Raw genomic sequence first — 25,689 nt, forward strand, 5'->3', positions numbered from 1 at the left:
TCGAAACGGAAATATTTTTTAGAAGCAATAAAGTGCCTGCGTCAATTATGTCCGCAATTGACCGATTGCGGATATCAAGTCCTCAACCGCCCAACCGGTCTCTGAACATTGCGGCTCTGCAGAACTGAAAACACTCAGACAGCCGTTACCTGTTACCACCATCCATTCCCGACCATCAAGCTCCAAGCCTTGGAGCCCGCTTTCTTCCGATAGCCACCCACCATCAGTCACCTCGATGAGATGAGTACCGAAGGGAAATGCTTCGGAATGAACATAACGATACAAGTCCGTTCCATCCAGAAAGCGAAAACCTGCTACCGGCGGTGGAAAGACTATTTTGAGACCACGGACAATATTCCCATCCATTGAACAAGCGACAGTGACGACGAGCTCACCATGGGTGTCCAAGGCAAGTGATGAAATATCGGAATTTGATTGGACGCCGCTAGCCGGCAAAAATGCACGCGCCGTGAAGTGCCTGGGTTTCATTCGAGTCGATTCCAAGGTCAGCAGAAATTCCTGACAGGGTTGATGTTCGTTGACTGTTCCTTTTATCTATTCGACGCGAACCAAGCCATGAGTGATAGCAAAGTTTTCGATTCGCGTCGCCAGATTGTCAGCGTCTCGCCAGAACGCATTGTCGAGTTCGTCCAGACGCTGCTGCAGTTCGTCGTTGTCGGCCGCCATTTGCATTCTTCGCCTGGCAGCTGTTTCGACGGGGACGTCCGCAGGTCCGAAGATTATCTTCTTTGCTTCTTGAAGCAACAGCAGGCTGGACGTGGCACCTATCGCCATCAAGCCATCAACGGCGTCAGAATAAGTCGAGCCTGAACTGTTATGAAAATACTGATCGAAACCACCGTTGTAGACCTCGCCAGACAGGCAACTCACCGCCCAATATTGTCTTTCCATATCGGACAAGCCCGCCATCCCCGCATCAGACTTGTGTACCCTGTTCACCAGCTCCCGCCAATAAAGCCGAAATGGATCCGTGTTATCTAGCTCACGTTCTCTTCTCCTCGCGACTTTCGCTGCCTCAATTTCCGCGCGCTTTCCTGACTTGCAGGGCATGCAAAGTCCGCCCGTTTTTTTCGCAGTCTCGGGCAGGATCAAAGCCGAGCATGTAGAACATGGAATCTTCATTTTGAGGATGGAAGGTCAGTTTCTGACCGGAAGCGTACATTCATTTATCAAGGAGCGTGAATTATTCCAGCTCTTTCATCTTCTGGTGCAATACCTCGACCCGCTGCAGGTGTCCATTGCCCCGTTCGCGCAGCTTTTCCGCCGTCAGCGAGCAGATCAGATTGACTATCGCTGAAACCGCCACCACGCTGTCAAACAGCATCATGCCGTCGGTGTGGCAGCGGATCACCCAGTCGGCGCGTCTGGCCGGTTTTCCCGTAATCACGTCGGATAGGTACAAGGTCTTCACGCCGCTCTCGGAAAGCGCATCCATCGCCAGCGAGATGGCCGGCACCCGGCGGCGCAAGCCGATCACGATAGCCATGTCTCGCTCGCCCAGATCACTCAGGTATTCCGCCAGCGTGTCGCCGGGTGCCGGCAAGACCAGCACATTGCTGCGGACCTGCACCAGTTCGCGACGGATCATTTGGGCGATCGTATGGCTGTGGCGATAGCCGATGATCGCAACGCGCTGCGCATTGGCGATGCAGCTTACCGCCTCGGTCAGCGCCTGCTGATCCAGCGAACGGTAGGTATTGGCCAGATTCGAGACTTCATGGTTCAGGTGCGCTTCGATGGAGGCGTCGAGCCCGCTGCCCGCTTGCTTCTCCCCCCGTTTCAGCAGATACAGGGGTGATCCGCCCACCAGCGCCGCGCGCGCGCTTTCCCTTGCATCGTCATAAGACGCATAGCCCAGTTTCTGAAAGAAGCGAGTGGCCGTCGCCTTCGATACTTGCGCACTCTCGGCCAGCTCGGTGGCGGTTTGCATCGCAAGCTGACCGGGCGCGCTGAGAATGACGTCGGCCAACCGCAGGTCGATCTCCGACAGCTGGTCATACTGCTCGGCGATACGGCTCTCGATGGAGGCGGACGCCTTGCTTTTCTTGTGGGGGGAGATAGCCATGTCGATCTGGAAATACGTGAAAAAGAGGAAATGCCATGGTGCAAGAATCATTCCAATGCGGTGCGACGCACTTGTTTTGTGCGGCAGCGTTCTGGAATGGAACGTAGGCATTGTATGCCGCCCTTGCACCACTGAAACGAGCATTTCAAAAAAATGCCCCGTGAATCCATTGTTTCCTTGGCACCGCAATTAGAAACTTGTGTTTCTAAAACCATTGGCATGAAACATGCATTGCACTATTCGTCTTGCTCGTTCCTTCGTCAGCCACCTCAAGGAGTCCGCTCATGTCTGCACAACGTTTCTCCCGTTTCCTGATGTCCGCCTTGCTGTTCTGCAGCGCCGTCGCCCATGCTGACACGCTCGACGACATCAAGAGCCGCGGCAAGATGATCGTCGCCATCGATCCCACCTTTGCCCCTTACGAGTACACCGATGCGTCCAATGCCATCGTCGGCTACCACCCGGCGGTGCTGGCCGCCGTCGCCAAGAGCCTGGGCGTGAAGATCGAATACCAGCGCATGGCCTTCAGCGGCATCATTCCCGGACTGCTGTCGCGCTCCTTCGACATGGAAGGCTCGGCGCTGAACGTGACCGCCGAGCGCGCCAAGCGCATCGCCTATGTCGTGCCCACCGGCAAGACCGTCAACGGTGCTCTGGTGCGTGACGATTTCACCAGGATCCCGGCCAAACCGACGCCGGAATCGCTGGCCGGCCTGACCGGTGCGGTGAAGACCGGCAGCGCGCCGGAAGGCATCCTCAAGCAGTTCAACGAGACGCTCAAGTCCAAGGGTCTGGCACCGATCAGCCTGCTCAGCGTAGATAGCGTCGACCAGACGGTCGCGGCACTGATGACCCGCCGCGCCGACTTCGTCTTCGACGATGTGACGGTCCTGGCCGATGTCATCAAGCAGAATCCGGGCAAGATGAAGATCACCGGTGAACTGGGCCCCTCCCAATGGATCGCGCTGGCCACCCGTCCTGAAGACACGCGCCTGAACAAGGCCGTCAGCGAACAGATCATGGCGATGAAGAAAAGCGGCGAGCTGGCCAAGCTGCAGCAACAATACCTCGGCGTGACCTTCGCCACGCCGGACACCGATTTCATTCCCGCCAAGTAACTGCCCCATGTGCAACTCCACTCATTCCCTGACCGTGCAAGCCGGTCATGGCCGGACCTTCGAGGTGAAGGCCGGCCAGTTCCTCACCATCATCGATGTCGAAGGGCAGCAAGCGGCTGACTTCGTGGCCGTCGTGGCCCGCGACAAGCACGAGAAGCTGTCGCCCACGCATACACGCCGCAAGCTCAACTCGATCTTCTTCGACGTCGGCGATCATCTGTATTCCTCGCTGGACCGCCCGCTGCTGCGCGTGGTGGCGGACACCGTCGGCGTACACGACGCCAACGTGCCCGCCTGCGACGACACCCGCTTCACGGTCGATTTCAACGTGGCCGGCCATCGCAATTGCCTGGACAACATGCACGAAGGCCTGGCCTTGCACGGTCTGTCGAAGTTCGACGTGCCGGAACCGTTCAACCTGTTCCAGAACGGCCCGGTCACGGCTGACCGCCGCATGCAGGTCACTGATCCCACCAGCAAGCCGGGTGATCACATTACCTTCGAGGTGCTGGAGGACCTGCTGTGCGCCGTCTCGTCCTGCCCGCAGGACATCATTCCCGGCAACGGCCTGCGCGTGACCGACATCGCCATTTCCATCCACGACGCCGATCCGCACAGCAGTGCCGCCGCGTCCATCGACTGACCATCATGCTGCTGTTAAAAGAGACTCCCTCCCGTAGCCCCCTGCCGCCGAGCCGCCTTGCCGTGCCAGCCGGAGAAAGCCGCGCCGTCGAGGTCAGGGCCGGCCAGATCCTGCGCATTGAAGCGAAGGAGGCCGGCGCAACCGCCATGCTGTTCGCCTTCGATCGCGCCAGCCCGGACATCTTCATGTCGGTGCATCACACCCGCGTGTTCAGCAATTCCTATGTGCTGCAGGCCGGCATGCGCATCGTCAGCAACTACCGGCGCGCGCTGATGGTACTGGGCAAGGATAGCGTCGGTACGCACGATCTTCTGATGCCGGCATCGACTACTGCATGGCTGCAAGCCAACGGCTACACCGGCCAGACCGGCTGCGTCGAATCGGTCTCGGCCGTGATCCGGGAGCAGGGACTGAACCCGCCCAAGTTGCCGGATCCGATCAACCTGTTCATGCACGTTGACCTGGACCAGAACGGCCGTATCATTCCCTTGCCGAACCGCACGCGCGCGGGCGACTTCATCGCGTGCCGCGTCGTCGCCGACATGGTTTTCGTGGTCTCTGCCTGCTGCTCCGGCATACCCGGCAACGATCAGCCGGGTGCCCTGGAAGTGGCGCTGGCCGAAGAACCGAACGCGCTGTAAACGCAGGAGACCTCGCATGTGGCTGAGTCCCCAGGTGATCCAGAGCATTCCCTCGCTGATCGACGGCTGGATGATGACGGTCGCGCTCACCGTGCTCGGCGCGATCGGCAGCCTGATCTGGGGGCACATTGCGCTGGCCATGCAACTGGCACCACTGGCACCACTGGCACCAGTGCGCTGGCTGGCACGGCTTTACATCAGCTTCATGCGCGGCACGCCGGCGCTGGTGCAACTGTTCCTGGTGTTCTTTTCTCTCCCTCTGGTGGGATTGGGAGGCCGCCCGCTGCTGGCGGCGGCGCTGACGCTGGGGCTCAACAGCGCTGCCTACACCGCCGAGATCCTGCGGGGCAACCTGCGCATCATCACGCGCGGGCAAATCGACGCAGCCACCGCACTGGGCATGGCGCCGTGGCGCATCGCCACGCGCATTGTCATGCCGCAGGTGATCAAGAGCAGCATCCCGGCGCTCATCAACGAATTCACCATCCTCCTGAAGACCACGCCGCTGGCTTCGGTAGTTGCCGTGACGGAGCTGACTTATGCAGGGCAGATGGTGATCGCGCGCACTTATACCTCCTCCCAGATCATGCTGATGGTGAGCATCGGCTATCTGGCCGTGGTGCTGCCGGTGCTGGCGCTGGGCAAGCACCTGGCCAGAGCACCGCTCGCCGCTACGGGAAGGAGCTGACATGGCCTTCGAGCCCGCCATCCTGCTTGAACACGCAGGGACCTTGCTCGGCGGCTTGGCCGACACGCTCTGGCTGAGCACGGTCAGCGCATTGCTCGCCGTGGTAGTTGGCGTCGCACTGGTGGCCTTGCGCCGCACCGGCCCGCGTCCGCTCGCCCTGCTGATCGACGCGTATATCGCGCTCACGCTGGCGCTGCCCTTGCTGGTGCTGCTTTATGTGACGTTCTACGTCCTGCCTGACTTCGGCCTGCTGCTGCCAGCTCCGGTGGTGGGCGTAGTGACGCTGGCGATCTATTACGCCCCTTACATCGCGCAGGTGATTCAAGCCGCCATCGACAGCCTGCCCAAGGGCACGGTGGAAGCGGCAATCGCCATCGGCATGTCGCCGCTCGCGATCGTGCGCAGGATAGTGGCACCGCAGGCATTGCCCCTGCTGCTGCCAACCATGACCGGATTGATGATCGGCCTGTTCAAGGATTCCGCATTACTCTCGGTGATCTCGGTACATGAGTTCATGTTCGCCGCCAAAGGCGTGGTGTCCGAGACTTACGCATCACTGGAAGTCTATTGCATGGTGGCGCTGGTTTACTGGGCCGCCACTGCGCTGCTGAATGCGCTGACACGCCGCTGGGAGCAGCGTATCGCCGTGGCCCACGGCATCCCCTTAACTCGCTAGCCTGCCATGAATCAGACTGAACCCCATTCGAATGTGAACGGCAACATCGCCCTGCGTGCGCGCGACATCGTCAAATCCTTCGGCTCCCAGCGCATCCTTGATGGCGTCGATCTCGATATCGAGCGCGGCAAGGTGGTGTGCATTCTGGGCCCTTCCGGCTCGGGCAAGTCGACGCTGCTGCGCTGCCTGAACTGGCTGGAACCGCCCGACGCCGGCGAAGTATGGATAGGCGGCGAGCGAGTCGGCGTGAAGGAAGGGCCCCACGGCAAGCCGGTCGCCCGTCCCGGAAGAGAAATTCGCGCCCAGCGCAGCCGTATCGGCATGGTGTTCCAGAGCTTCAACCTGTGGCCGCACATGAACGTGATCGAGAACGTCATGGAAGGCCTGATCTCGGTCAAGGGCATGTCGCGTCTCGCCGCCAGCGACATTGCCGCCGAGGCCTTGCGCAAGGTGGGCCTGGCGGGCAAGCATATGGCGCTGCCCGCCTCACTGTCCGGCGGGCAGCAGCAGCGCGTCGGTATTGCGCGCATGCTGGCCATGGTGCCGGAAGTCATCCTGTTCGACGAACCGACCTCGGCGCTCGATCCCGAATTGGTTGGCGAGGTGCTGGCCGTGATGCGCGGCCTGGCGGCAGCGCAGACCACCATGATCGTCGTGACGCACGAAGTTGCCTTCGCCCGCGAAGTAGCCGACCTGGTGGTGTTCATGGACGGCGGCAAGATCGTCGAGATGGGCCCGCCGTCGCAAGTCATCGATCAGCCGTCGTCAGCGCGTTTGCGCCAATTTCTTCAACGCTTCAACCCAGGATCCTCCCCATCATGACTTCTTCGACATCTGCTTCCGCTTCCCTTACCATCCCCGCCGGCCACGGCAAGGCCGTTCGCCTCAAAGCCGGGCAGGCCGTGCGTGTCGTCAACACGCATGGCACCCAGGTGGTCGACTGCTGGGCATGGAACGCCTACGACCTGGCCGAATACATGTGCATGGAAACCACGCGCGTGTGGAACCAGCGCCTGAATCCCATCGTCGGTGACAGTTTCGTCACCAACCAGCGCCACCCCATCCTGACGGTAGTGGAAGACGCCACACCCGGCGTCCACGACACCTTCATGGCCGCTTGCGACCGCCGGCGCTATGAACTGCTCGGCGTGAAGCACTATCACCGCAATTGCTGCGACAACATGTTCGAGGGCATGTTCGAGCTGGGCGTGACGCCGCCGCGCCCCAACCTGGCGTCATTCAACATTTTCATGAACATCCGTGTCCAGCCCGACGGTATCACGCTGAAGACACTGCCGACGGTGACCAAACCGGGCGACTTCATCACAATGCGCGCAGAGATGGATTGCTTCGTCGCCTTCTCTGCCTGTCCACAGGACATCGTGAAGATCCAGGGCCAGGGCGACAACACCCCCAAGCCGGTCGAAATCATGGTGCTGGAGGACTTTCACTCCGATCTGCCGGGAACGCCTACCTGGGTACCGCAGAACTGAACCGCTTGCGATCCCGGCCGCGCACACCACCCCGCGCCTCACCCCCGTATATACGCCCCCAATCCCGCCACCAACGCAGCAAAGGTCACGGCGCAACGCGGGCTCGCCCGCAAGTCCTCATGCATGGCAATCCAGGTTTCCATCTTGAGAGAGAATTTCCTGGGCAGCAGATGCACCAGTGCGTCATCCCTGGCCGCCAGCCCCACCTGGCAGATGCCGATGCCGAAGCCCGCGCGAATCGCCGCCAGTTGCGCCAGATCACTGTCGGCCCGGAATGCCAGGCCGGCGCGCGCGAGCCAGGGGAATTGCTCCAGTACCTTGCGCACAAAGGCGCTCTCCTGATCGAAACCAATCAGCGCATGGCCCGCCAGTGCATCAATCGAGTGCGGTACCCCATGTGCCGCCAGGTAACGCTGGTGCGCATGCAGTCCCACTTCGATGCTGCCCAGCCGCTTGGCGATCAGCGCATCCTGGACAGGCTTGAACATGCGCACGGCAATGTCCGCCTCCCGCTGCAACAAGTCATCAGCCCTGTTGGACATGACCAGCTCGATGCACAGCCCCGGATGCCGATGCTTGAGTTCGGCAAGGATCGGGGGCAGCACTTCCACGCTGATGACTTCACTGGCGGTCAGCCTGACCGTGCCGCGCACTTCCCTGCCGTGGCTGCTGGCGACCCGGCGCAGTGCGGCAGAAGTCGCCGCGATACCGGCCGCATAAGGCCTCAGTTCCAGCGCCGCATCCGTAGGAGAAAAGCCATCAAAGGAGCGCACGAACAGTTTCAGCCCCAGCGCCGACTCCAGCTGTTCGATGTGGCGGCCCACCGTCGGTTGCGTGAGCCCCATCTCGCGCCCGGCCGCTGACAGCGATCCCGTCTCCAGCACCTTGAGAAAACTGCGGTACCACTCCCAGTTCGGTTCGATGTCGGCCAGGGTATTCATTTATGTATAGACGCTAGGCTAATTTATGCAATTTTCATTTATACCGCAATTTCGCATACTGAGCATGTTCGTACTCACACCATCTTTCGGGAGAACCCCATGTCCAGGATTGCCCTCTTCGGTGCCGCCGGTGCCATCGGTCAAAGCATCGCCTCTGCCATCAGCGCGCAAGGGCTGCCCTATCGCGTAGTCGGCCGCAATGAAGCCAGTTTGCGCAAGGCCTTCGGGGCCGACCCGCTGGCCGAGATCGTCAGCTGGAACCCCGACTCGCCGGCTTCCGTAGAAGCCGCTGCACAGGGGATCGACACGCTGCTCTATCTGGTCGGCGTCAACTACACGCAGTTCGAGCTGCATCCTGAACTGATGCGCAAGACGCTGGACGGCGCGATCAGCGCTGGCGTCAGGCAGGTTCTGCTGATCGGCACGGTGTATCCCTACGGTCTGCCGCAGACCTCACCGATACGGGAAGACCACCCGCGCAATCCGCACACCTTCAAGGGCCGCATGCGCAAGGCACAGGAAGACCTGCTGATGCAAGCCCACAGCGCAGGACGCATCCGCGCAGCGGTGCTGCGTCTGCCGGATTTCTACGGCCCCGGCGTCGAAGCCAGCTTCCTGCACGGTGCGATCAAGGCGGCGGCGCAGGGCGGCACGGCAGACATGATCGGGCCGCTGGATCGTCCGCACGAGTTCGTCTTCGTGCCCGATGTCGGTCCGGTCGTGGCCAGGCTGATCAGCACGCCTGCGGCCTTCGGCAGGATCTGGCACCTGGCCGGTGCCGGGGTGACGTCGCAACAGGCACTGGTGGAAGAAATGGAAAGGCAGACCGGGCGCAAGCTGAAGAAGCGCGTGGCGGGAAAGACCATGCTGCGCATCATCGGATTGTTCCATCCGATGATGCGCGAACTGGTGGAGATGCACTATCTGCAGACGCAGCCAGTGATCATGGATGATTCGGCGCTTCAGCAATTGATCGGGCCGATCAGCAAGACTTCCTATGCGGACGGTATCCGGAGGGCACTGGCCAGCCAAGGCGGAACGTCCGTTTGAGCAGGCGAGCTCACGGCGGCCCCGTGCGATCAATCGAGCAGCTGCAACTGCCGCAAAAATTGCTTCTGCACGGAGAATATGAGCGGGGGTATTTCATCAAAAGGAGCGGCCCCCAATTGCTGCCGATCAATGCCCTGCACCTCAAAACACTGCGCGATATCCAGCCGGTCATTTCTCCCGGCCTGCGCATTCATTGCCTGAATCAGAAATGCGCTTCTCGCTGGCACAGCATGATCAATCGCGAACCTGAAAGAACGGCGAGCGGGCAAGTAGGGCGTTGACGTCAGTTACCAGACGCACCTGCTCTGGTGCAAGGCTCGCTCCTTCATCACCATTGATCAGCAGATCAAGTTCGATGAGCACTTTGCGGTATTCATCCTCGTCCCGGATCACGCCCTCATTCCGGATCTTATGCAGATAGGTTTCTTCAAACAGAGCATCACGAGCGAGGATGGCCTTGAATGATGCCCAGCTCTTCGCTCCCATGGTCTCGCGGGCGACGACGAGCAGCTCCTTTTTCATGCCGTTCAGATAGGTCTTGCGAGCAGGCCTGTCCTGTTGAAGTTCGAAGGAAAGCAGTTCGCGACAGTGGGCGGCGAGCACGGACGCATCAGGTACCTTTTCAAGAACGCCCATCATGAACGTCAGCTCTGCCACCAGCCTGGTGATTTCGTCGGAGACGGCTCTTTTTTCATCTTTGCTCATGGTCGAAAGCGGATTTCACCGCAGGGTCCTCCAGGCTGAATACGGAAACACATTCGTTGATACCAGTCACCAGATACTCTTTCACATCCGGGTGAAGACCATGCAGGCAGGTGCCAGACCGAGAACGTTCCTGATCCGCCCAACCACCTTGCTGGATAAGGAAGAGCCATCCATTTTTGGTTGAGCAACCGGGCCAGTATTCCATCAGGTAGAGTTCGTCCAGGACTCTGAAACCCAGGATGGCTTCGAAGGATACAGCACACGCTGATTGGCCATACACATCGCGCACAACAATGCTCAGCCCGCTATGCGGTTGAAATTCTATACGTCCGATTTCTGTTGCATGCGCAAAGTCGAATCCGGACGCCAAGGCAATGGCAGCCACTTTTTTCATGATGCAGCTGAATATCTTTCCGCCCATCCAGGCGACGAAGCATGACATCAATCATGCTGATTGCGAATCCACCACAACATCGTTTCCAGCTTCTGTCGCCGGACCTCATCGTGCTCTGCATCCAGCACGGCCGCGAGGCACTCCCTGTAACGATCAGCGCCGTGCAGGAAAACAAGATAACAAGGAAGCTGCCCGACACTGCGGTCCCAATGATCCAGTACCGACAGAATGAGACCGCGCAGATCGGCGGCATACGCCGGCCGCAACGCCATCAACAACAGGCCGCCCAGCGCCTGGCGCTCAAAAGCATTTTCCTGCGCAAACAAATCAGTCAGTGCTTTGGCCAGTTGCTGCTGTTCGCACTTGCCGAGGACCGAGCGAAGAAACGCCAGTTGCTGCGGATTCCTGGCACCGAAGCGATCCGCCGATGTGGTGACTTTTTCGTAGATTTCGCTGGCGTTCATTTTCCTGCCGATGTGCGACGACTGCTGACGATCGATTTACTTCCGCTCAAAACTTGAGACAAATGGCAGTGCGATGCGATTCACTATCGACGCTCGTCCATCTTTCCGCAATGACCTGCTCTTCCACTCATGGCAAGACATACGGCTTGCCGATCAACTTGGTCTCAAAGAGACGGAACACGGCTTTGGACGTATCAAGATCAGGATATTGCTGTTTGACTTTGTCCAGATATTGCGTGAAGTCGGCCCGCGTCTCCGGATAGAAGCGCCAAGGCATGGGGGCCTGCACGCAGTCGAGCGCGAAGTGCCCCACGTAGACGATCTCTCCGGCACCGACCTTGAAACTGCCTACCTTGGAGCGCCCGTCCTGAAACAGGCTCTTGCGGTCACCACTGAAATGCGCTGTTTGCGTCATGGAACGCGCCACATGAATCAGATAGAGACTGAATTCATACTCCCCGGGATCAACCAGGAAGGCGTAATTGGAAAAGGGAATCTGCTGTGCATTGCCTGATTCCGCGCCCTGAATGACCAGCTCGGGACGCTGGCTCAAGGGCCGGGTGCCAGGCTCGATCTTGTCAAATCCCAACAACTGCAACTGTGCATAGTCGTTGCGGCCGCAGCCCCAGCTGCGTCCCCAGTTGGCTGAAATCAGCACGACGCCCTTGCTACCTGCAGCCTGCTCCTGTGCCGCGCTGGTGAAGGGCTGCGCGGGCTCGGCCTGGGCCGGGTCACCCAGCAGCAGGCACGTTGACGCAGTAAGGGAGAAGAGCCAGTTTCTGGCTGACATTCCGGATATCGTCTTCCGCAGCTTCATGGGTTCCCCTTTTTCTTATTTATTTCAAGCGCACTGTGCAGCTGATAACGCCGCATTCAGTCCGATTATTCTTTTTTCGCACAACGCGACGACAAAATTGATCGTTCCAGAACATCGCTGACTTTTCGAATCGCTTCCGGCGTACAGCTTTCTGCAGTGGGCGTCGGCGAAATCTTTGCCGGCTGACGTGTGAAGCTTCGGTAAGCGAAGACAACCATGATGGCCACCGCAATGACTGCGATGGCCACATTCGCGCGCGTTTTCAAATCAGGACTCCTCGTTGATTCTTGATAAGCGAGAATGATACCGTGCGTGAGCTGCTCATGAGAACTCGAAGAGCTTATCCGCGATACTGTTCCGACCAGTCAAGACGTCGTTCTGCCCACTCGTCTACTTCAGATGCATCTGCATACGAAAGCAATGCGCCCAGCTTGATCGCTCCCTTTGCCAATGCAAGAACACCCAGAATAATTCGTACAAGAGATTCGTCACAGTCCCTTGCCAAGTCAGACGTCGCAATAGGCACAACGCGGCACCAGGCTTCCTGATAACTCTCCATCAGCCAGTCCGGGACAGCAGGATTTCCCCTGCGGTGACGCTCAGTTTCGATGGCGGCAATCAGGGCGTAGAAATTCCAGTCCCGGCTTCCATTTTTCATTGCCATCGCCACCAACTGCGGCACGGCCGCATAGGAAGCAATTCCGACATCACCCTGGTGATACAGCTCACTCCAGAGTTCATCCCACACATCCATGCCATTGCGCAAAGCGCGCAGCGCAATTGAGGCATCGTATGGCAACCGATAGCCTCCTTCAAATTCCTTCCACCTCGGATCATCCAGACTCAGCAATATCACTTCCCCTCCTCAATGACAGCCTTGAGAAATGCAGCAACATCCAAAGGTGCCTGCTCGCGCGCCAGCGTATCACCGCCAAGCATCACGCCATAGCTCAGGCAGCGCCTCGCTTCTGCAGTTGCATCCGCCCCCGACAAGACCTGATCACCTTTGCGCATCACGAACTGGTTCGAATCAAGATCGTAGGTGCCATGACAGTCGCGGGCGCTGGTAGCGGATTTGATCACATGCAGCCGCGTCGGCCTGTCAAATCCGTGATAGGCATCGGGATAGGTTTTCAGCGTGACCTGGGCACCCTGCTTGCGCAATGCATCGGCATACTCCACACACGGTGCGGCCGGCGTGTAATTGTCCTTGCCGCCAAGCAGCATCAGGATGGGCGCACCATCCAGATGGGTCGAGGTGTAGTGAATGCCGCAACTCGGATAGAAGGCGATGTGTGCGGCAAAGCGCAGATCGTCATCCATCACGGCGCGGCGAAAAGGATCGAGGGCCGAATACAATGCCGCGATGCCGCCGCGCGAAAATCCCATCACGCTGATTTTATTCCTGTCGATACGCGGGTCAGCCGCCAGCAGGCGCAGCGCAAAATAGGCATCGGCGATCCCCGCACTCATCGACAGCTGCGTCTGGTCCGCCTCGGTATTGGAAACGCCTCGCCCCGTAAAACTGTCCACCACGAAACTGGCATAACCCATTGCGTTCAGGCGTTGCGCCCAGACTTTCTCGCCTGGATTGACGCCGCTGCTTCCGTGCAGGATGACGACCGCCGGCACGGGCGAAGTAACTGCGTCGGGGAAGGTAAGACGTCCCGTGATCGAGACCTTCTCGTTGGCAGCGCGCTCCACGAAATCCATGATCCTTTTGGGTGTGACTGACTCAAAGGTGAGGGTCGTGCCATGACTTTCTTCAGGAACAAGCGGCGATGGCGAAGCCGCATTCGCACTTCCGATACTGAGGAAGAACGTGACGAAGATGACCGTAAAAGTCTTGAACGAATTCATTCGTTGCGCTCCTCCGTGTCAGTTCAATTCCGGTTCACCGATCCCGCCCTTGAGCAAGCGCGAGCATTTCCGCCAGCATGTTGCGCAATGCCTCGGCCTCCAGCGCAACCATGCCGGAAGCGGTCCGCCTCTCGCCTTGCCTGACATACCTGCCCACCATCTGATAACCCAGCGAATAACCCACCCATCGCGGCAACGTCCCAGTCCCGAAGAACCAGGCCCCGTGATCATGATCGTCGCGACTCCACATCTGCTGCGCCAGCGCGATAGTCTCGCTCATGCTCAGGATATCCAGCGTTTCCCAGGGCTCCGGATCCCCACCCAGGAGCTCTTGCGCGAAGTGTCCCGCCAGCCCCTCCGACACCAGCGCCTCGCCCAGTGTCGCCCCGTACCCGGGACCCTCCCAGCGCGCGGCATGATGCAATTCGTGGGCGAACATGCGTTCCAGCGAAGACTGTGCATTGGCCAGCAGCGCGGGATGACCGGGATCGATGGTGAGGTGGATTAGCCCGGGGCGCGGTGCATATCCCAGCAGCCCCTTCTCCGGCACCACCTGCTGTCCGGCCTGTATGACCACATCCAGCGGCTGCAAGGGCAACAGCTGCGCAGCCTTGGCATGCGTCTGCAGCAGTGCATCGCTTATCCATGCGCGCAAGGGCGTCAGGCGTGCACGCGCATCGAGAAAATGCAGATGAATCGTCATGAACCCCTCATGAAAATCATGGCCGTTCCGAAAGCCTGTGGGACAACGCATTGCGAAGGCGACCTCTCCCCCTGCAGAGGGAGCATTGAACCACGATTACGTATCGATCATCGCCCCAATCCCCAGCGTCCTCTCAAAATGCCCCACCACCGCCCGCACCTTGGCCGAATGCTCACGGCTGCGCTGCCAGACGATATGCAGAGGCAAACCCTGCGTCACATGCGCAGGCAGGATAGCCACCAGACTGCCCTCTCGCAAGGCCTGCTCCACCACCCAGGTTGCCAGCTGCGCAATGCCCAATCCCGCCTGCACCGCCGCCACCTGCGCCTCGGCCTGTCCAAGAATGATGCGCCCTTCCGCATGCTGGCGTACCACCGGCTGATCGCCGTCCTTGATGAGCCACGGACTGCTGCTGCCATCTGCACGCGCATACAGCACCGCATCATGTGCCTGCAATTCCTGCAGGGTGCGCGGCTCGCCACGGCGGGCAAGATAGGACGGCGCAGCGCAGAACACCAGTTCTTCATGTCCGAGGCAGGTATAACCCAGCGTGGCCGGCCAGACGTCGCCGCCCCCGATACGCACCACCACATCGAGCCCCTCTTCCACCAGATCGACGAAACGATCCGTGAAGGACACCTGCGGCGTGACCTGCGGATGTTTCTCCGCAAAGGCCAGCAGCGAAGCCATGCCGCGCAGGCGGCCAAAGGTCGCCGGCATGTCCACGCGCAGGCGTCCCGAAGGCGCCAACTCATCCGAGGCCAGCATGTCCTCGGCGCTCTTCAACTCATCCAGCACGCGCACGCAGACCTGATAAAACGCATCACCCGCATCGGTCAACTCGACGCGCCGCCGGCCCCGCTGCAACAGCGGGCGCTTCAACCGCTCCTCCAGCCGCGCCACGGCCTTGCCCACCGCTGAATTGGTGAGATGCAGACGCTCCGCCGCCGCCGTGAAACTCCCGGCTTCGACGACGGCAACAAAGGTCTCGAGACCTTTCAGCCTTTCCAGTGGCGACATCTTGCACTCCCGCAGATGGAATATTTTTCCAGATAAGTGACGATTTTATATCCAACAGTGGACATTTGTTCTCACCTACGATGGCGGGCCCAAATTCAAAACGGAGTTTTTCCCATGCCAGCTGCCCCCAGCGCCACCGCGCGCACCCGCACTCAGTCAGCGCAAGATACGCAGGGCGGCAGTGCCTCGATCGCCATTCTCGCGGTGGCCGCTTTCGTCATCGTGACCACTGAATTCCTGATCGTTGGCCTGCTGCCCGCACTGGCGCGCGATCTGCGCATCAGCGTGGCCAGTGCCGGCCAGCTGGTCACGCTCTTTGCCGTGGTGGTGATGCTGTGCGGTCCGCTGCTCACGGCCAGCCTGGCGCATCTGGAACGCAAGCGCCTCTTCATCATCATCCTGGTGATCTTCGCGCTTTCGAATGCACTGGCCGCACTGGCCTGGAACATCTGGATACTGGCCGTCGCGCGCCTGGTGCCGGCGCTGGCACTGCCAGTGTTCTGGGGCACGGCCAGCGAGACGGCGGCACAGATCGCCGGACCGCAAAAAAGCGGACGCGCAGTGTCGACGGTCTATCTGGGCATCTCGGCGGCCATGCTGTTCGGCATTCCGTTGGGTACGCTGGTGTCGGAGGCCGTCGGCTGGCGTGCCGCCTTCGGCCTGCTGGCGCTGCTGTCGCTGCTGGTGGCAGTGCTGATCGCCGCTGTCGTGCCGCGCGTGCGTAGCGCCCCCAGCGGTGGCATGGCGGCGCAGGCACGCATCCTGAAGAAGCCCTTCTTCCTGGCCAACGTGGCCCTGTCGGTGCTGGTCTTCACGGCCATGTTCACGGGCTATACCTATCTGGCCGAGATGCTGGAAAAGTCCGCCGGCATCGCCCCCGCGCATGTCGGTTGGTGGTTGATGGGCTTTGGTGCGGTCGGCCTGGCCGGCAACTGGCTGGGCGGGCTGTGGGTAGATCAGAAGCCGCTCGCCACCACCGCCCTCTTCTGCGCCATCCTCGCGCTGGGCATGGCGGGCAGCATGCTGTTGAGCCAGGCGGGCTGGGCCTTTGCGCTGGCACTGGCGGTATGGGGCATCGCCAATACGGCGCTCTATCCGATCTGCCAGATCCGCGTGATGAAGGCCGCCTCCGGCGCACAGGCGCTGGCCGGTACGCTCAATGTATCGGCCGCCAATGGCGGGATCGCGCTCGGTGCCGCCGTGGGTGGCGCGGCGCTGTCGTCGTGGGGCGCCGGTCAGGTGGGCTATCTGGCGGCGGGGATTGCGATGCTGGCGGTGGCGATGGCTACCATCGTGGCGAAACTCTCACCGCGCTGACAGCACGCCGCTGCGCTCAGCGCCTCAACCAAGAAGGCCGGCATCAAGCCGGCCTTCCTCATTCAAGACGCATCACTCAAGCCTCTTGCTGCACCCGCGCCGCCTTGGCAACGAAACTGCAGACCGCCTCGGTCACCTGCACCGTGGTCGCCTTGCCGCCCAGGTCACCGGTATGCAATGCCGGATCGGCCGTGACCGCTTCAATGGCCTGCATCACCTGCGCCGCTGCATCGTGCTCGCCCAGGTGTTCCAGCAGCATCACCACCGACCAGAAGGTACCCACCGGATTGGCCAGGCCTTTGCCCATGATGTCGAAGGCCGACCCGTGGATGGGTTCGAACATGGACGGATAGCGGCGCTCCGGATCGATGTTGCCGGTGGGCGCAATGCCCAGGCTGCCCGCCAGCGCAGCGGCCAGGTCGGAGAGGATGTCGGCATGCAGATTGGTGGCCACGATGGTGTCCAGCGTGGCGGGACGGTTGACCATGCGCGCGGTGGCGGCGTCGACCAGTTCCTTGTCCCACTTCACGTCCGGGAATTCCTTGGCAATCTGCACCGCGATCTCGTCCCACATCACCATCGCATGGCGCTGCGCATTGCTCTTGGTGACGACCGTGAGCAGCTTGCGCGGACGCGACTGCGCCAGCTTGAAAGCGAAACGCATGATGCGCTCGACGCCGGCGCGGGTCATCATCGAGACATCGGTGGCCGCTTCGATGGGATGCCCTTGGTGCACGCGGCCACCGACTCCGGCGTATTCGCCTTCGGAGTTCTCGCGCACGATGACCCAGTTCAGGTCTTCGGCACGACAGCGCTTGAGGGGCGCGTCGATGCCCGGCAGGATGCGCGTGGGGCGCACGTTGGCGTACTGGTCGAAGCCCTGGCAGATCTTCAGGCGCAGGCCCCACAGGGTCACGTGGTCCGGAATGTGCGGATCCCCGGCCGAGCCGAACAGGATGGCGTCCTTGTCGCGCAGGGCATCGAGGCCATCGGCGGGCATCATCACGCCGTGCTGGCGGTAGTAATCGCCACCCCAGCCGAAGTCCTCGAAGTCGAAGGCGAGGTCGGCACGGGCGCCGGCCAGGGCTTGCAGCAACTGGCGGCCCGCAGGAATGACTTCCTTGCCGATGCCGTCGCCGGGGATGGTTGCGATGCGATAGGTTTTCATGTCTCCAGCCTTTCTTGATGAGATGCGGTGTGGGGTCTCGCAAAATGACGGCGTGCGCCGCCTCTTTGCATGCGGGCTACTTTACCCATACTGAAAGGACAGGAACCGGTGCTAGACTTAAAGCATTCTTAACCAGAATTCAACAATCCCATTTTTGTTTTCCTAGCGAGGTTTCATGCAGGACACCGTCCTTCCCGCCGACCTGCGTTTCTTTTCCGTGCTGGCCATGGCCGGCAGTCTCTCTGCGGCCGGGCGCGAGCTGGGACTGACCACGGCGGCGGTCAGCAAGCACCTCACGCTGATGGAAGCGCGGGCCGGCGTGCCGCTGGTCAACCGCACCACGCGCCGCATGATGTTGACGCCCGAAGGCGAGCTCTATCTGGAACATGCGCGCCGCATCCTCGACCAGATCGATGAATTGTCCGAACTGCTGGGCAGCTCCAAGCGCCGCCCGGAAGGCCTGCTGCGGGTCAATGCCACACTGGGATTCGGGCGCAGCCATGTGGCGCCGGTGATTTCCAGATTCGTGACGCGCCATCCGCAGGTGTCGGTGCAGTTGCAGTTGTCGGTGATGCCGCCGCCGCTGACCGAGGACAGCTTCGATGTCTGCATCCGCTTCGGCGAGCCGCCCGATACCCGGGTGGTAGCGCGGCGGCTGGCGTCCAATGCGCGCCTGCTGTGCGCTTCGCCGGACTATCTCAGGCGCAGGGGCATGCCGCAGACGCCGCATGACCTGGCCAAACACAATTGCGTGGGCATCCGCCAGGGTGACGAGGCTTATGGGGTGTGGAAGCTGTCTTCGGGCAGCGGTGCTTCGCGCAAAACGGAGACGGTCAAGATCCGCGGCAACCTCACCACCAATGATGGCGAGATCGCGGTGAAGTGGGCGCTGGACGGGCACGGCATCCTCATGCGCGCCGAGTGGGATATCCGCAGCTATCTGGAACAGGGGCGGCTGGTGCAGGTGCTGCCGGGCTGGCAGACGCCCAATGCGGATATCTTTGCGGTGTATTCGCAGCGCCAGCAGCTGTCGACGCGGGTGCGCAGCTTTGTGGATTTCATTGCGCGTGAGTTGGCTGAAACTTCGCCCAAGCCGCGTATTACCGTGTTGGGCACACGCGGCACGAAGCATTCACAGAAAAAGTAAGGCAGGAACAGAGCGGGCAAGGCCCGCAATGCACTCGCGAAGTTTCGTAAGTCACTTCCGTTGGCGAAGACCGCCAGCCTCAGGCGTCTTGGCTGACGCGGTTTTACTGCTGGCCTTCTTGGACTTGCGCACTCTTGCGCGCCTCGGGCAGCAGCTTCAGCAGCTCCGGCAGAGCCGTCTGCACGGTATCCCATACCACGTCGAGATTGATGTCAAAGTAGCCGTGGGCAATGCGGTTGCGCATGCCGCGCATACTGCGCCACGGTACCTCAGCATGTGCCTGCGCGAACTCGGGATAGCGGTCCATCACCTTCGTGGAGGCCTCACCGATGATGATGAGGCTCATGATGACGGCCTGCTGGGTTCGTTTGTCGTCAACGAATTCCGCTTTGGACGTGCCCTTCACGAAGCTGCAGGCATCGCTGGCAGCCTGCTGCATGTGGTCCAGGTAGTCAGTCAAGCGGTTCACGCTCATACCGGTCTGGCCTCCGCGAGCACCTGCGCCCGGAACTTCGGTGGCAGATCGCCAGGGGTCAACAGATCGACATGCAGGCCCAGCAAGGCTTCCAGCTCATCCTGCAGGCCGCCCAGATCGAACAGCGTGGCGCCCGGCAGCGCATCGACCAGCAGATCGATGTCGCTGCCCTCGCGGTCGGTGCCGTGCAGTACCGAACCGAAGACGCGTGGATTGGCCGTGCGGAAGCGGCTTACCGCTTCGCGCACCGCGCTTCGCTTCATGTCAAGCACAACAGACGGCCGCATGGGGGATCCTTTCTTTTCAGAACTCGTTGAGATGATATGCAAGGAAGAATAGTGCCTCAAGCACTATTTCTGCATGCTTCATGCCCTGCCCCGAAGGCCGCCGCTGTTGCGCGGGCAGGACCGTCCGTCTTCCATCCGCCCCCACCCCCGCGTTAAGATAGCCGCCAACCCCGTCCACCCGCCCAGCCACTTCCTTCATGACGTCCAGCCAAGCGCCCGCCGATCTCGCCACCCGCCGTGCCGGCAAGCTCACCGACACCGTCTATGCCAGCCTGCGCGATGACATCTACGCCTTCCGCCTGCTGCCCGGCGACCGCTTTGCCGAGAACGACGTGGCCGAACGGCTGCAGGTCTCGCGCACGCCCGTGCGTGAAGCGCTCATGCGCCTGCAGAGCGAAGGCCTGGTGCGCGGCCACTTCCGCAATGGCTGGGAAGTGGTGCCGATCGACCTGGCGCGCTTTGCCTCCCTCTACGAATTGCGCGAGATGCTGGAGCTGCACGCCGTGCGCAAGCTGTGCTCCCCGCGCATCGCCCCGGGCGTGCGCCAGCAGCTGGTGGCCGAACAAGGTGCGATCTGGCAGTGCGCCCCCGCCGACCGCCTGCCCGACGGGCTGGCCGTGGCGGCCCTGGACGAAGCCTTCCACTGCGCGCTGGTGCAGGCGGCCGGCAACCCCGAGGCCGATACCGTCTACCGCCAGCTGGCCAACCAGCTGCGCATCATGCGGCGCCTGGACTTCGCCTATGGCGACTGCATCGATGACACCTACGCCGAACACCGCGCCATCCTCGATGCCATCGCCCGCAGCGATGCCGCTCTGGCTGGCGAGCTGATCGCGCGTCACATCGAAGACAGCCACACCGTGGTCGAGCGCCTCACCATCGCCCGCCTTGAACAGGTGCGCGCCGAGTCGGTGCAGGCTGCACCGGTGCCGGGCAACGCACCGGCAACGACACCCACCCGCCGCAAGCGTTTTGGCTGAAAAAGTGAAGCTTTGCGCCTGAACTGCGGGTCGCAGGCGGGTTTTTACGCTCCCGAAGAAGAATTGCACCGATTTTCCTGTGCCGGATTTGCCTGGGAGCAAATGGCACGAAAGCTGCTTTTGTGGCTGGCAGGATTTATGCATACATAAATTCAGTCCAGCGGCATCCTGCCCGATCCGGCAAGGCTGACCGTCCCACTCTGGCTTTCTGTACAGGAGAAACGCATGACCACCCTCACCCAAACCGCCCCGGCGAGCGCGCAGGGCCTGCTGCGCAACCGCTGGTTCCAGCTGTTGATCGGCCTGATCTGCATGATGGCCATCTCCAGTCCGCAATACGTGTGGACCTTGTTCACCAAGCCGCTCACGGCCAAGCTGGGCGTGCCGCTGTCGGAACTGCAGATCACCTTCTCGATGCTGATCGTGCTGCAGACCTTCTTCTCGCCCTTCCAGGGCAGCCTCATCGAGCGCTTCGGCGCGCGCCGCCTGATCGCCATCGGCACCTTCATGTCCGGCCTGTCGTGGATCCTGGCGGCGCAAGCCTCCACCATCGGCATGTTCTATTTGGCCTATGGCCTGGTGGGCGGACTCGGCACCGGCATCGTCTATGTCGGCGTGGTCGGCCAGATGGTGCGCTGGTTCCCGGATCGCCGCGGCTTTGCGGTGGGCATGGTGGCGGCCGGTTACGGCATGGGCGCCATCCTGACCACCTTCCCGATCTCGGCCTCGCTGGCCAGCGCCGGGCTGGAAACCACGCTCTGGCAATTCGGCCTGGTGTTTGCGGTGATCGGCGTGCTGGCCGCACAGGCCCTGCGCTCGCCTGACGCCAGCCATGCAGCCGCCATGCCGGCCCCGGCCATTGCCGCCAGCAAGCTCGACCTGGCGCCGCGCCAGATGCTGCGTACGCCCCTGTTCTGGCTCATGTTCGTGATGATGACCATGATGTCGACCTCGGGCCTGATGGTGACCTCGCAGATGGCCACCTTCGCGCGTGACTTCGGCGTGGCCAACGTGATGGTGTTCGGGCTGGCGGCGCTGCCGCTGGCGCTGACCATCGACCGTCTCACCAATGGCCTGACGCGGCCCTTCTTCGGCTGGGTCTCGGATCGCTACGGCCGCGAGAACACCATGTTCTTCGCCTTCGCCCTGGAAGGCGTGGCCATGGCGCTGTGGCTGGCCACGCGCGAGAATGCGGTGCTGTTCGTGCTGCTGTCGGGCATCGTCTTCTTCGGCTGGGGCGAGATCTTCTCGCTCTTCCCCTCGACCCTGACCGACACCTTCGGCACCCGCAACGCCACCGCCAACTATGGCTGGCTCTACATCTCGCAAGGTATCGGCTCGATCTTCGGCGGCCCGCTGGCGGCCATGATGCATGAGAAGACCGGCAGCTGGCATCCGGTCTTCGGGACCGCCATCACGCTGGACATCCTCACCGCCTGTCTGGCGCTGATGGTCTTGAAACCCTGGCGCGCACGCTATCTGGCCAAGGCCGGCAACTAAGCCCCCTGCTCTCCCCGCGTTCCCCGATGCCGGCCTTGTGCCGGCATCGTCGTTTTTGCCCACGCCTTCTTCTGATGCAGTGGCACATGGCTGCCGAGCTTGTACCGCGCAGGTACCGTATACTTCCAAGCTTGTTGCAAGTCATTGCAACGCGCCTGCAACTCCTTGCAGCCCTGCCGGTCTGACCCACCCGCGCCTCATCACAAGAACATCACCTGCTGCCTCATGGAAATCGTCTTCACCGTCCTGATCCTGCTGCTGGCCGTCGCCGTCTCCGGCGTGGTCGCGCGGCTGGCTCCCTTCAAGCTGCCGCTGCCGCTGTTCCAGATCGCCTTGGGCGCGGTGCTGGCCATGCCCATGTTCGGCCTGCGCATCAGCTTCGATCCGGAGCTGTTCCTGCTGCTGTTCATCCCGCCACTGCTCTTCACCGATGGCTGGCGCATGCCAAAGCGCGAATTCTTCCGCCTGGCGCGCCCCATCCTGGCGCTGGCCCTGGGTCTGGTGATGTTCACGGTGGTGGGCGTGGGTTACTTCATCCACTGGATGATCCCGGTCATCTCGCTGCCCTCGGCCTTCGCGCTGGCGGCCGTGCTCTCGCCCACCGATGCGGTGGCGGTCTCGTCCATCGTCGGCAAGGGCCGCCTGCCGGCCTCGATGCAGCACGTGCTGGAGGGCGAGGCGCTGATGAACGATGCGTCCGGCCTGGTGGCCTTCAAGTTCGCGATTGCCGCCGTCATCACCGGCACCTTCTCGCTGCTGGACGCCAGCATTTCCTTCGTGCTGATCGCCGCCGGCGGCATCGCCGTGGGGCTGATCGTGGCCTGGGGCTTCGGACTGATCCGCCGCAAGATCATCGAATGGGCCGGTGACGAGCCGGGCATCCAGGTGGTGCTGCTGTTGCTGATCCCCTTCACGGCTTATATCTTTGCCGAACACTTTGGTTTGTCCGGCATTCTGGCGGCGGTAGCGGCGGGCATGCTGATGCCCTATCTGGAGACGGCCGGTGGCGAATCGGCGGCCACGCGCTTGCAGGGACGCAGCATCATGACCATGCTGGAATTCGTCTTCAACGGCATGTCCTTCCTGCTGCTGGGCCTGCAATTGCCGGGCATCGTCAGCCTGGCCCACGTGGATGCGCAGATGGCGGGCAATGTGCCGGTGTGGCACCTGTTCGTCTACATCCTGGCGATCACGGTTGCGCTGATCGTGCTGCGCTTCGTGTGGGTCTGGATCAACCTGCGCATGCGCCGCTTCGCCTCCGCCCTGCGTGGCCAGAGCGGGCGCAACCGCAAGTTCGATTTGCGGCTCATCAGCATCACGGCGCTTTCCGGCGTGCGCGGGGCCATTACGCTGGCCGGTGTGATGTCGATCCCGCTGCTGCTGAAGGAACATACGCCCTTCCCGGCGCGTGACCTGCTGATCTTTCTCGCCACCGGCGTGATCCTGTGCTCGCTGCTGTTCGGCAGCTTCCTGCTGCCGTGGATGCTCAAGGATCTGCAGCTCGATGCCGAGGTCAAGCGCCGCCGCGCCGAGGAAATGATGGCGCGCCTGCGCCTGTCGGAGGCGGCCGTGCGCACCATCGAGGAGGCGCAGGAACGCATCGGCGTCAATCTCGATGAGTCGGATCTGGCGTTGTTGATGGAAGTCAGCGGCAGTCTGTTGGCGACCTATCGCATGCGCATGAATGCGGAGAGTGATTCGGAAGAAACCCAGCGCGCGGCCAACCGCTTCAAGCAGTTCGAACGTGAACTGCGGCTGGAGGCAATCCGCGCCGAGCGGCTGGAAGTGCACTACCTGCGCGCTGAACAGCGCATCAATGACGAGACCTTCCTGATGCTCATCAACCAGATCGACATGGCCGAGACCTGGTTGCTGGGATCATTGAACGGGCCGGGGCAGAATCACTGATCCGGGCCGCGCGCCGCACCAACCGCTATGAGGTAGTACCTGCGCGCGCCGAATAGGCGTGGAGCACCTATGATCGTGGCATGGCGATCCGCAAACATTCTTCTTTGCAATGGCTAATCGATAAGCGTGCACAACTGCACGGTGACTTCTTAAACGACGAAAGGATTTTGGCTCGCCACATCAAGAAAGCCGATGCGGAAATCGAGAAAATCAATCTAGCTTTATCGCGTGCATACAAACGTCGCAACCAACAAGTGCCAACTTGTGCGGAACTCATTGAGAAAACGAAGATTGGGTGGAGAATCATTGATTCTGCAATTGAGATGCATGAAGTGAAAATTGATCCATAGATCATTCCACCTATTCGAACTCTAGCGAGCTAGACCGAAACTAATTGTGGGGTACGGTCAGTCAGAAGCGCGGGATAGCGATCGGGAGATCTTTCCAACTAGGAGAGTGGCTTCCTCGTCAGTGAGTTGAAGGGCATTGATGTCCAGTTCATTGTGGACCTGCGAGATAGTTCGATCGACTAACGTACGGAATTCACGGTCCTCGTCGCGGTTCGGCCCAAGTGCGATGTTGTCGTCGAGCACGGTTTTAAAGTTTGCTATATATCGTGGCAAATGTAGCCGAGCCAATCCATAGAGATATTCACGATCGCAGGATGAAAGTTGGCGATCTGTTGAAGAAAGAGCCGCTTCTAGATATCCCAAGGCATCTTGGACTGGTCGATCAACAATCACTAGATCGTGTCGAAGACCAGCCTTGAGTTCCGCATTAATAACGGCCGTCATAATCCAGAGAGTGCTTTCAAACGTATGATTTTTGAGGATGCCGAAGCCCTCTTTTTGGCATTCTGTAGCGATGTCGCCTACACGTGTGACGGTGAGGCCTGCTTCCAAAGCTTTCTCTGTCAGCAGTTGGGTAAAGGTCGTCTTGCCTGTTGAATGCGTCCCCGCAATGCCAATGTAATGGGCCATTAAAACAATCCCCCTTGTGCATCAGAAAAAAAATGATTATTTGAGTTTGCGCCAAGTTCAGCTAGTTTTCCGAGTGTCAGACACCCATCCTGATCTAAGCGTTGAGCTAATACTAAGAACAGCCTACCGGCAGCAATGGCATCAAACATAGCTCGATGTGGCTGGCCAGATGGCAAATTTGTGATACCGAATTCCGTAATTAAGGCTGCAAGTGAATAGCTCTGCAAATTGGGGGCAACAGCTTTGGCCAGCTTGATGGTATCTAGTGAGAGTGCTGGCCGCCACTGTGGAAGCTGTGCCTGAATAAGCTGCTGATCGACTTGAACATAGTGACCAATAAGAATCTCTTGCCCAAGAGCGTCTTTAATTCTGGGTGTCAACTCCGCAAAGGTAGGCTGACCGGCCAGATCCTCATTTGTGATGCCGTGGATAGCCGTTGCTTGTGGAGTCACTGGTTTGGTCGGACATATGAGCCATTGTTTTGCTTCATCTAGATGTATGGAGCTCAAACGAATTGGCACCACGGCGAGCTCGATGATTTCATGTGGGTTGTGCCCACTTCCTTCGACGTCCACAGCGACAAATGCTAGTTGGGACCAATGGGTTTTAACTGATGTTGTCATGACTA

At 60.6% G+C, this 25,689-nt stretch carries 33 protein-coding genes; 14 read left to right on the forward strand and 19 right to left on the reverse strand.

Annotated features, from left to right (window positions below; translation table 11 throughout):
* Window positions 1-45: 45 nt before the first annotated feature.
* The 3 genes from J2X56_RS08840 to J2X56_RS08850 form a co-directional block, all read right to left on the reverse strand.
* Complete coding sequence (locus J2X56_RS08840) at window positions 46-489, reverse strand: hypothetical protein (RefSeq protein WP_310159656.1); 444 nt, start codon at window positions 487-489, stop codon at window positions 46-48.
* A 66-nt stretch (window positions 490-555) separates the two neighbouring features.
* Window positions 556-1,071: a DMP19 family protein gene (locus J2X56_RS08845; RefSeq protein ID WP_209567263.1), complete on the reverse strand. Its 516-nt coding sequence runs from the start codon at window positions 1,069-1,071 to the stop codon at window positions 556-558.
* Between the two features lie 133 nt (window positions 1,072-1,204).
* Window positions 1,205-2,197: a MurR/RpiR family transcriptional regulator gene (locus J2X56_RS08850; RefSeq protein ID WP_245202199.1), complete on the reverse strand. Its 993-nt coding sequence runs from the start codon at window positions 2,195-2,197 to the stop codon at window positions 1,205-1,207.
* A gap of 173 nt (window positions 2,198-2,370) precedes the next feature.
* Between J2X56_RS08850 and J2X56_RS08855 the strand changes: the two genes are divergently transcribed.
* The 7 genes from J2X56_RS08855 to J2X56_RS08885 are packed head-to-tail and all read left to right on the forward strand — an operon-like array spanning window position 2,371 to window position 7,345.
* Entirely contained in the window at window positions 2,371-3,204 is an 834-nt protein-coding gene (locus J2X56_RS08855) for a transporter substrate-binding domain-containing protein (RefSeq protein ID WP_121045084.1), read from the forward strand.
* A 7-nt stretch (window positions 3,205-3,211) separates the two neighbouring features.
* Window positions 3,212-3,847, forward strand: a complete 636-nt coding sequence (locus J2X56_RS08860; RefSeq protein ID WP_121045086.1) for a DUF1989 domain-containing protein — start codon at window positions 3,212-3,214, stop codon at window positions 3,845-3,847.
* A 5-nt stretch (window positions 3,848-3,852) separates the two neighbouring features.
* Window positions 3,853-4,488 carry an urea carboxylase-associated family protein gene (locus J2X56_RS08865; protein ID WP_121045088.1) on the forward strand — a complete coding sequence of 212 codons (636 nt, stop codon included), beginning with the start codon at window positions 3,853-3,855 and terminating at the stop codon, window positions 4,486-4,488.
* Window positions 4,489-4,504: 16 nt separating this feature from the next.
* Window positions 4,505-5,176: an amino acid ABC transporter permease gene (locus J2X56_RS08870; RefSeq protein WP_310159661.1), complete on the forward strand. Its 672-nt coding sequence runs from the start codon at window positions 4,505-4,507 to the stop codon at window positions 5,174-5,176.
* A 1-nt stretch (window position 5,177) separates the two neighbouring features.
* Window positions 5,178-5,852, forward strand: a complete 675-nt coding sequence (locus J2X56_RS08875) for an amino acid ABC transporter permease (protein WP_121045091.1) — start codon at window positions 5,178-5,180, stop codon at window positions 5,850-5,852.
* 6 nt (window positions 5,853-5,858) lie between these two features.
* A complete protein-coding gene (locus tag J2X56_RS08880) occupies window positions 5,859-6,674 on the forward strand; it encodes an amino acid ABC transporter ATP-binding protein (RefSeq protein ID WP_310159664.1) in 816 nt (271 codons plus the stop codon).
* Complete coding sequence (locus J2X56_RS08885) at window positions 6,671-7,345, forward strand: DUF1989 domain-containing protein (protein WP_121045095.1); 675 nt, start codon at window positions 6,671-6,673, stop codon at window positions 7,343-7,345. The genes J2X56_RS08880 and J2X56_RS08885 overlap by 4 nt, the downstream gene beginning before the upstream one ends.
* 38 nt (window positions 7,346-7,383) lie before the next feature.
* Here the strand turns inward: J2X56_RS08885 and J2X56_RS08890 are convergent, their stop codons facing one another.
* The gene (locus J2X56_RS08890; protein WP_039784939.1) at window positions 7,384-8,277 is read right to left on the reverse strand and encodes a LysR family transcriptional regulator; all 894 of its coding nucleotides are present in this window, start codon (window positions 8,275-8,277) and stop codon (window positions 7,384-7,386) included.
* Window positions 8,278-8,385: 108 nt separating this feature from the next.
* Between J2X56_RS08890 and J2X56_RS08895 the strand changes: the two genes are divergently transcribed.
* Window positions 8,386-9,336, forward strand: coding sequence for an NAD-dependent epimerase/dehydratase family protein (locus tag J2X56_RS08895; RefSeq protein WP_310159667.1), 951 nt, complete (start codon window positions 8,386-8,388; stop codon window positions 9,334-9,336).
* A 29-nt stretch (window positions 9,337-9,365) separates the two neighbouring features.
* Here the strand turns inward: J2X56_RS08895 and J2X56_RS08900 are convergent, their stop codons facing one another.
* The 10 genes from J2X56_RS08900 to J2X56_RS08945 form a co-directional block, all read right to left on the reverse strand.
* The gene (locus J2X56_RS08900; RefSeq protein WP_158601284.1) at window positions 9,366-9,530 is read right to left on the reverse strand and encodes a hypothetical protein; all 165 of its coding nucleotides are present in this window, start codon (window positions 9,528-9,530) and stop codon (window positions 9,366-9,368) included.
* 40 nt (window positions 9,531-9,570) lie between these two features.
* A complete protein-coding gene (locus J2X56_RS08905; RefSeq protein ID WP_121045099.1) occupies window positions 9,571-10,041 on the reverse strand; it encodes a hypothetical protein in 471 nt (156 codons plus the stop codon).
* Window positions 10,028-10,483 (reverse strand): hypothetical protein, encoded by a 456-nt coding sequence (locus J2X56_RS08910; RefSeq protein ID WP_121045101.1) that lies wholly within the window; start codon window positions 10,481-10,483, stop codon window positions 10,028-10,030. Before J2X56_RS08910 ends, J2X56_RS08905 begins: the two co-directional genes overlap by 14 nt.
* Window positions 10,483-10,899 carry a hypothetical protein gene (locus J2X56_RS08915; RefSeq protein ID WP_310159669.1) on the reverse strand — a complete coding sequence of 139 codons (417 nt, stop codon included), beginning with the start codon at window positions 10,897-10,899 and terminating at the stop codon, window positions 10,483-10,485. The genes J2X56_RS08910 and J2X56_RS08915 overlap by 1 nt, the downstream gene beginning before the upstream one ends.
* Before the next feature lie 127 nt (window positions 10,900-11,026).
* Window positions 11,027-11,716, reverse strand: coding sequence for a hypothetical protein (locus tag J2X56_RS08920; protein ID WP_310159672.1), 690 nt, complete (start codon window positions 11,714-11,716; stop codon window positions 11,027-11,029).
* Window positions 11,717-11,781: 65 nt separating this feature from the next.
* Window positions 11,782-11,982, reverse strand: a complete 201-nt coding sequence (gene trbK, locus J2X56_RS08925) for an entry exclusion lipoprotein TrbK (RefSeq protein WP_121045107.1) — start codon at window positions 11,980-11,982, stop codon at window positions 11,782-11,784.
* Window positions 11,983-12,056: 74 nt separating this feature from the next.
* Entirely contained in the window at window positions 12,057-12,572 is a 516-nt protein-coding gene (locus J2X56_RS08930; protein ID WP_121045108.1) for a hypothetical protein, read from the reverse strand.
* Window positions 12,569-13,576: a dienelactone hydrolase family protein gene (locus J2X56_RS08935; RefSeq protein WP_310159675.1), complete on the reverse strand. Its 1,008-nt coding sequence runs from the start codon at window positions 13,574-13,576 to the stop codon at window positions 12,569-12,571. The genes J2X56_RS08930 and J2X56_RS08935 overlap by 4 nt, the downstream gene beginning before the upstream one ends.
* A gap of 34 nt (window positions 13,577-13,610) precedes the next feature.
* Window positions 13,611-14,279, reverse strand: a complete 669-nt coding sequence (locus J2X56_RS08940; protein ID WP_310159677.1) for a DUF2268 domain-containing putative Zn-dependent protease — start codon at window positions 14,277-14,279, stop codon at window positions 13,611-13,613.
* Window positions 14,280-14,375: 96 nt separating this feature from the next.
* Complete coding sequence (locus J2X56_RS08945; RefSeq protein WP_134137423.1) at window positions 14,376-15,299, reverse strand: LysR family transcriptional regulator; 924 nt, start codon at window positions 15,297-15,299, stop codon at window positions 14,376-14,378.
* Between the two features lie 114 nt (window positions 15,300-15,413).
* On the opposite strand from J2X56_RS08945, the gene J2X56_RS08950 reads away from it, so the two are divergent.
* On the forward strand, window positions 15,414-16,616 hold the full coding sequence (locus tag J2X56_RS08950; RefSeq protein ID WP_310159679.1) for an MFS transporter: 1,203 nt from the start codon (window positions 15,414-15,416) through the stop codon (window positions 16,614-16,616).
* Window positions 16,617-16,692: 76 nt separating this feature from the next.
* On the opposite strand, the gene J2X56_RS08955 is transcribed toward J2X56_RS08950, so the two are convergent.
* Complete coding sequence (locus J2X56_RS08955) at window positions 16,693-17,784, reverse strand: tartrate dehydrogenase (RefSeq protein WP_310159681.1); 1,092 nt, start codon at window positions 17,782-17,784, stop codon at window positions 16,693-16,695.
* Between the two features lie 175 nt (window positions 17,785-17,959).
* Between J2X56_RS08955 and J2X56_RS08960 the strand changes: the two genes are divergently transcribed.
* On the forward strand, window positions 17,960-18,931 hold the full coding sequence (locus J2X56_RS08960; RefSeq protein WP_204725795.1) for a LysR family transcriptional regulator: 972 nt from the start codon (window positions 17,960-17,962) through the stop codon (window positions 18,929-18,931).
* A 103-nt stretch (window positions 18,932-19,034) separates the two neighbouring features.
* Here the strand turns inward: J2X56_RS08960 and J2X56_RS08965 are convergent, their stop codons facing one another.
* Together J2X56_RS08965 and J2X56_RS08970 are read right to left on the reverse strand one after the other, a co-directional pair.
* Window positions 19,035-19,406 carry a DUF86 domain-containing protein gene (locus J2X56_RS08965; RefSeq protein WP_209534491.1) on the reverse strand — a complete coding sequence of 124 codons (372 nt, stop codon included), beginning with the start codon at window positions 19,404-19,406 and terminating at the stop codon, window positions 19,035-19,037.
* Window positions 19,403-19,693, reverse strand: coding sequence for a nucleotidyltransferase family protein (locus J2X56_RS08970; RefSeq protein WP_121045125.1), 291 nt, complete (start codon window positions 19,691-19,693; stop codon window positions 19,403-19,405). Before J2X56_RS08970 ends, J2X56_RS08965 begins: the two co-directional genes overlap by 4 nt.
* 197 nt (window positions 19,694-19,890) lie before the next feature.
* Between J2X56_RS08970 and J2X56_RS08975 the strand changes: the two genes are divergently transcribed.
* The 4 genes from J2X56_RS08975 (at window position 19,891) to J2X56_RS08990 (ending at window position 24,431) form a co-directional block, all read left to right on the forward strand.
* Complete coding sequence (locus J2X56_RS08975; RefSeq protein WP_204725796.1) at window positions 19,891-20,673, forward strand: GntR family transcriptional regulator; 783 nt, start codon at window positions 19,891-19,893, stop codon at window positions 20,671-20,673.
* Between the two features lie 225 nt (window positions 20,674-20,898).
* Window positions 20,899-22,173 carry an oxalate/formate MFS antiporter gene (oxlT, locus tag J2X56_RS08980; RefSeq protein WP_310159687.1) on the forward strand — a complete coding sequence of 425 codons (1,275 nt, stop codon included), beginning with the start codon at window positions 20,899-20,901 and terminating at the stop codon, window positions 22,171-22,173.
* Between the two features lie 225 nt (window positions 22,174-22,398).
* On the forward strand, window positions 22,399-24,081 hold the full coding sequence (locus tag J2X56_RS08985) for a Na+/H+ antiporter (RefSeq protein ID WP_088754911.1): 1,683 nt from the start codon (window positions 22,399-22,401) through the stop codon (window positions 24,079-24,081).
* Between the two features lie 80 nt (window positions 24,082-24,161).
* Complete coding sequence (locus J2X56_RS08990) at window positions 24,162-24,431, forward strand: hypothetical protein (protein WP_310159691.1); 270 nt, start codon at window positions 24,162-24,164, stop codon at window positions 24,429-24,431.
* A gap of 57 nt (window positions 24,432-24,488) precedes the next feature.
* On the opposite strand, the gene J2X56_RS08995 is transcribed toward J2X56_RS08990, so the two are convergent.
* Window positions 24,489-25,061 carry an AAA family ATPase gene (locus tag J2X56_RS08995; RefSeq protein ID WP_310159693.1) on the reverse strand — a complete coding sequence of 191 codons (573 nt, stop codon included), beginning with the start codon at window positions 25,059-25,061 and terminating at the stop codon, window positions 24,489-24,491.
* Entirely contained in the window at window positions 25,061-25,684 is a 624-nt protein-coding gene (locus J2X56_RS09000; protein ID WP_310159695.1) for a 3'-5' exonuclease, read from the reverse strand. The genes J2X56_RS08995 and J2X56_RS09000 overlap by 1 nt, the downstream gene beginning before the upstream one ends.
* Window positions 25,685-25,689: the final 5 nt, after the last annotated feature.

The sequence above is a fragment of the Herbaspirillum sp. 1173 genome, from assembly GCF_031455335.1.
Classification (GTDB): domain Bacteria; phylum Pseudomonadota; class Gammaproteobacteria; order Burkholderiales; family Burkholderiaceae_D; genus Herbaspirillum; species Herbaspirillum huttiense.

Coding starts and splice junctions, on each gene's coding strand:
- J2X56_RS08840 (WP_310159656.1), bottom strand. CDS start 489: ATGAAACCCAGGCACTTCACGGCGCGTGCATTTTTGCCGGCTAGCGGC.
- J2X56_RS08845 (WP_209567263.1), bottom strand. CDS start 1,071: ATGCCCTGCAAGTCAGGAAAGCGCGCGGAAATTGAGGCAGCGAAAGTC.
- J2X56_RS08850 (WP_245202199.1), bottom strand. CDS start 2,197: ATGCCTACGTTCCATTCCAGAACGCTGCCGCACAAAACAAGTGCGTCG.
- J2X56_RS08855 (WP_121045084.1), top strand. CDS start 2,371: ATGTCTGCACAACGTTTCTCCCGTTTCCTGATGTCCGCCTTGCTGTTC.
- J2X56_RS08860 (WP_121045086.1), top strand. CDS start 3,212: ATGTGCAACTCCACTCATTCCCTGACCGTGCAAGCCGGTCATGGCCGG.
- J2X56_RS08865 (WP_121045088.1), top strand. CDS start 3,853: ATGCTGCTGTTAAAAGAGACTCCCTCCCGTAGCCCCCTGCCGCCGAGC.
- J2X56_RS08870 (WP_310159661.1), top strand. CDS start 4,505: ATGTGGCTGAGTCCCCAGGTGATCCAGAGCATTCCCTCGCTGATCGAC.
- J2X56_RS08875 (WP_121045091.1), top strand. CDS start 5,178: ATGGCCTTCGAGCCCGCCATCCTGCTTGAACACGCAGGGACCTTGCTC.
- J2X56_RS08880 (WP_310159664.1), top strand. CDS start 5,859: ATGAATCAGACTGAACCCCATTCGAATGTGAACGGCAACATCGCCCTG.
- J2X56_RS08885 (WP_121045095.1), top strand. CDS start 6,671: ATGACTTCTTCGACATCTGCTTCCGCTTCCCTTACCATCCCCGCCGGC.
- J2X56_RS08895 (WP_310159667.1), top strand. CDS start 8,386: ATGTCCAGGATTGCCCTCTTCGGTGCCGCCGGTGCCATCGGTCAAAGC.
- J2X56_RS08900 (WP_158601284.1), bottom strand. CDS start 9,530: ATGAATGCGCAGGCCGGGAGAAATGACCGGCTGGATATCGCGCAGTGT.
- J2X56_RS08905 (WP_121045099.1), bottom strand. CDS start 10,041: ATGAGCAAAGATGAAAAAAGAGCCGTCTCCGACGAAATCACCAGGCTG.
- J2X56_RS08910 (WP_121045101.1), bottom strand. CDS start 10,483: ATGTCATGCTTCGTCGCCTGGATGGGCGGAAAGATATTCAGCTGCATC.
- J2X56_RS08915 (WP_310159669.1), bottom strand. CDS start 10,899: ATGAACGCCAGCGAAATCTACGAAAAAGTCACCACATCGGCGGATCGC.
- J2X56_RS08920 (WP_310159672.1), bottom strand. CDS start 11,716: ATGAAGCTGCGGAAGACGATATCCGGAATGTCAGCCAGAAACTGGCTC.
- J2X56_RS08935 (WP_310159675.1), bottom strand. CDS start 13,576: ATGAATTCGTTCAAGACTTTTACGGTCATCTTCGTCACGTTCTTCCTC.
- J2X56_RS08940 (WP_310159677.1), bottom strand. CDS start 14,279: ATGACGATTCATCTGCATTTTCTCGATGCGCGTGCACGCCTGACGCCC.
- J2X56_RS08945 (WP_134137423.1), bottom strand. CDS start 15,299: ATGTCGCCACTGGAAAGGCTGAAAGGTCTCGAGACCTTTGTTGCCGTC.
- J2X56_RS08950 (WP_310159679.1), top strand. CDS start 15,414: ATGCCAGCTGCCCCCAGCGCCACCGCGCGCACCCGCACTCAGTCAGCG.
- J2X56_RS08955 (WP_310159681.1), bottom strand. CDS start 17,784: ATGAAAACCTATCGCATCGCAACCATCCCCGGCGACGGCATCGGCAAG.
- J2X56_RS08960 (WP_204725795.1), top strand. CDS start 17,960: ATGCAGGACACCGTCCTTCCCGCCGACCTGCGTTTCTTTTCCGTGCTG.
- J2X56_RS08965 (WP_209534491.1), bottom strand. CDS start 19,406: ATGAGCGTGAACCGCTTGACTGACTACCTGGACCACATGCAGCAGGCT.
- J2X56_RS08970 (WP_121045125.1), bottom strand. CDS start 19,693: ATGCGGCCGTCTGTTGTGCTTGACATGAAGCGAAGCGCGGTGCGCGAA.
- J2X56_RS08975 (WP_204725796.1), top strand. CDS start 19,891: ATGACGTCCAGCCAAGCGCCCGCCGATCTCGCCACCCGCCGTGCCGGC.
- oxlT (WP_310159687.1), top strand. CDS start 20,899: ATGACCACCCTCACCCAAACCGCCCCGGCGAGCGCGCAGGGCCTGCTG.
- J2X56_RS08985 (WP_088754911.1), top strand. CDS start 22,399: ATGGAAATCGTCTTCACCGTCCTGATCCTGCTGCTGGCCGTCGCCGTC.
- J2X56_RS08990 (WP_310159691.1), top strand. CDS start 24,162: ATGGCGATCCGCAAACATTCTTCTTTGCAATGGCTAATCGATAAGCGT.
- J2X56_RS08995 (WP_310159693.1), bottom strand. CDS start 25,061: ATGGCCCATTACATTGGCATTGCGGGGACGCATTCAACAGGCAAGACG.
- J2X56_RS09000 (WP_310159695.1), bottom strand. CDS start 25,684: ATGACAACATCAGTTAAAACCCATTGGTCCCAACTAGCATTTGTCGCT.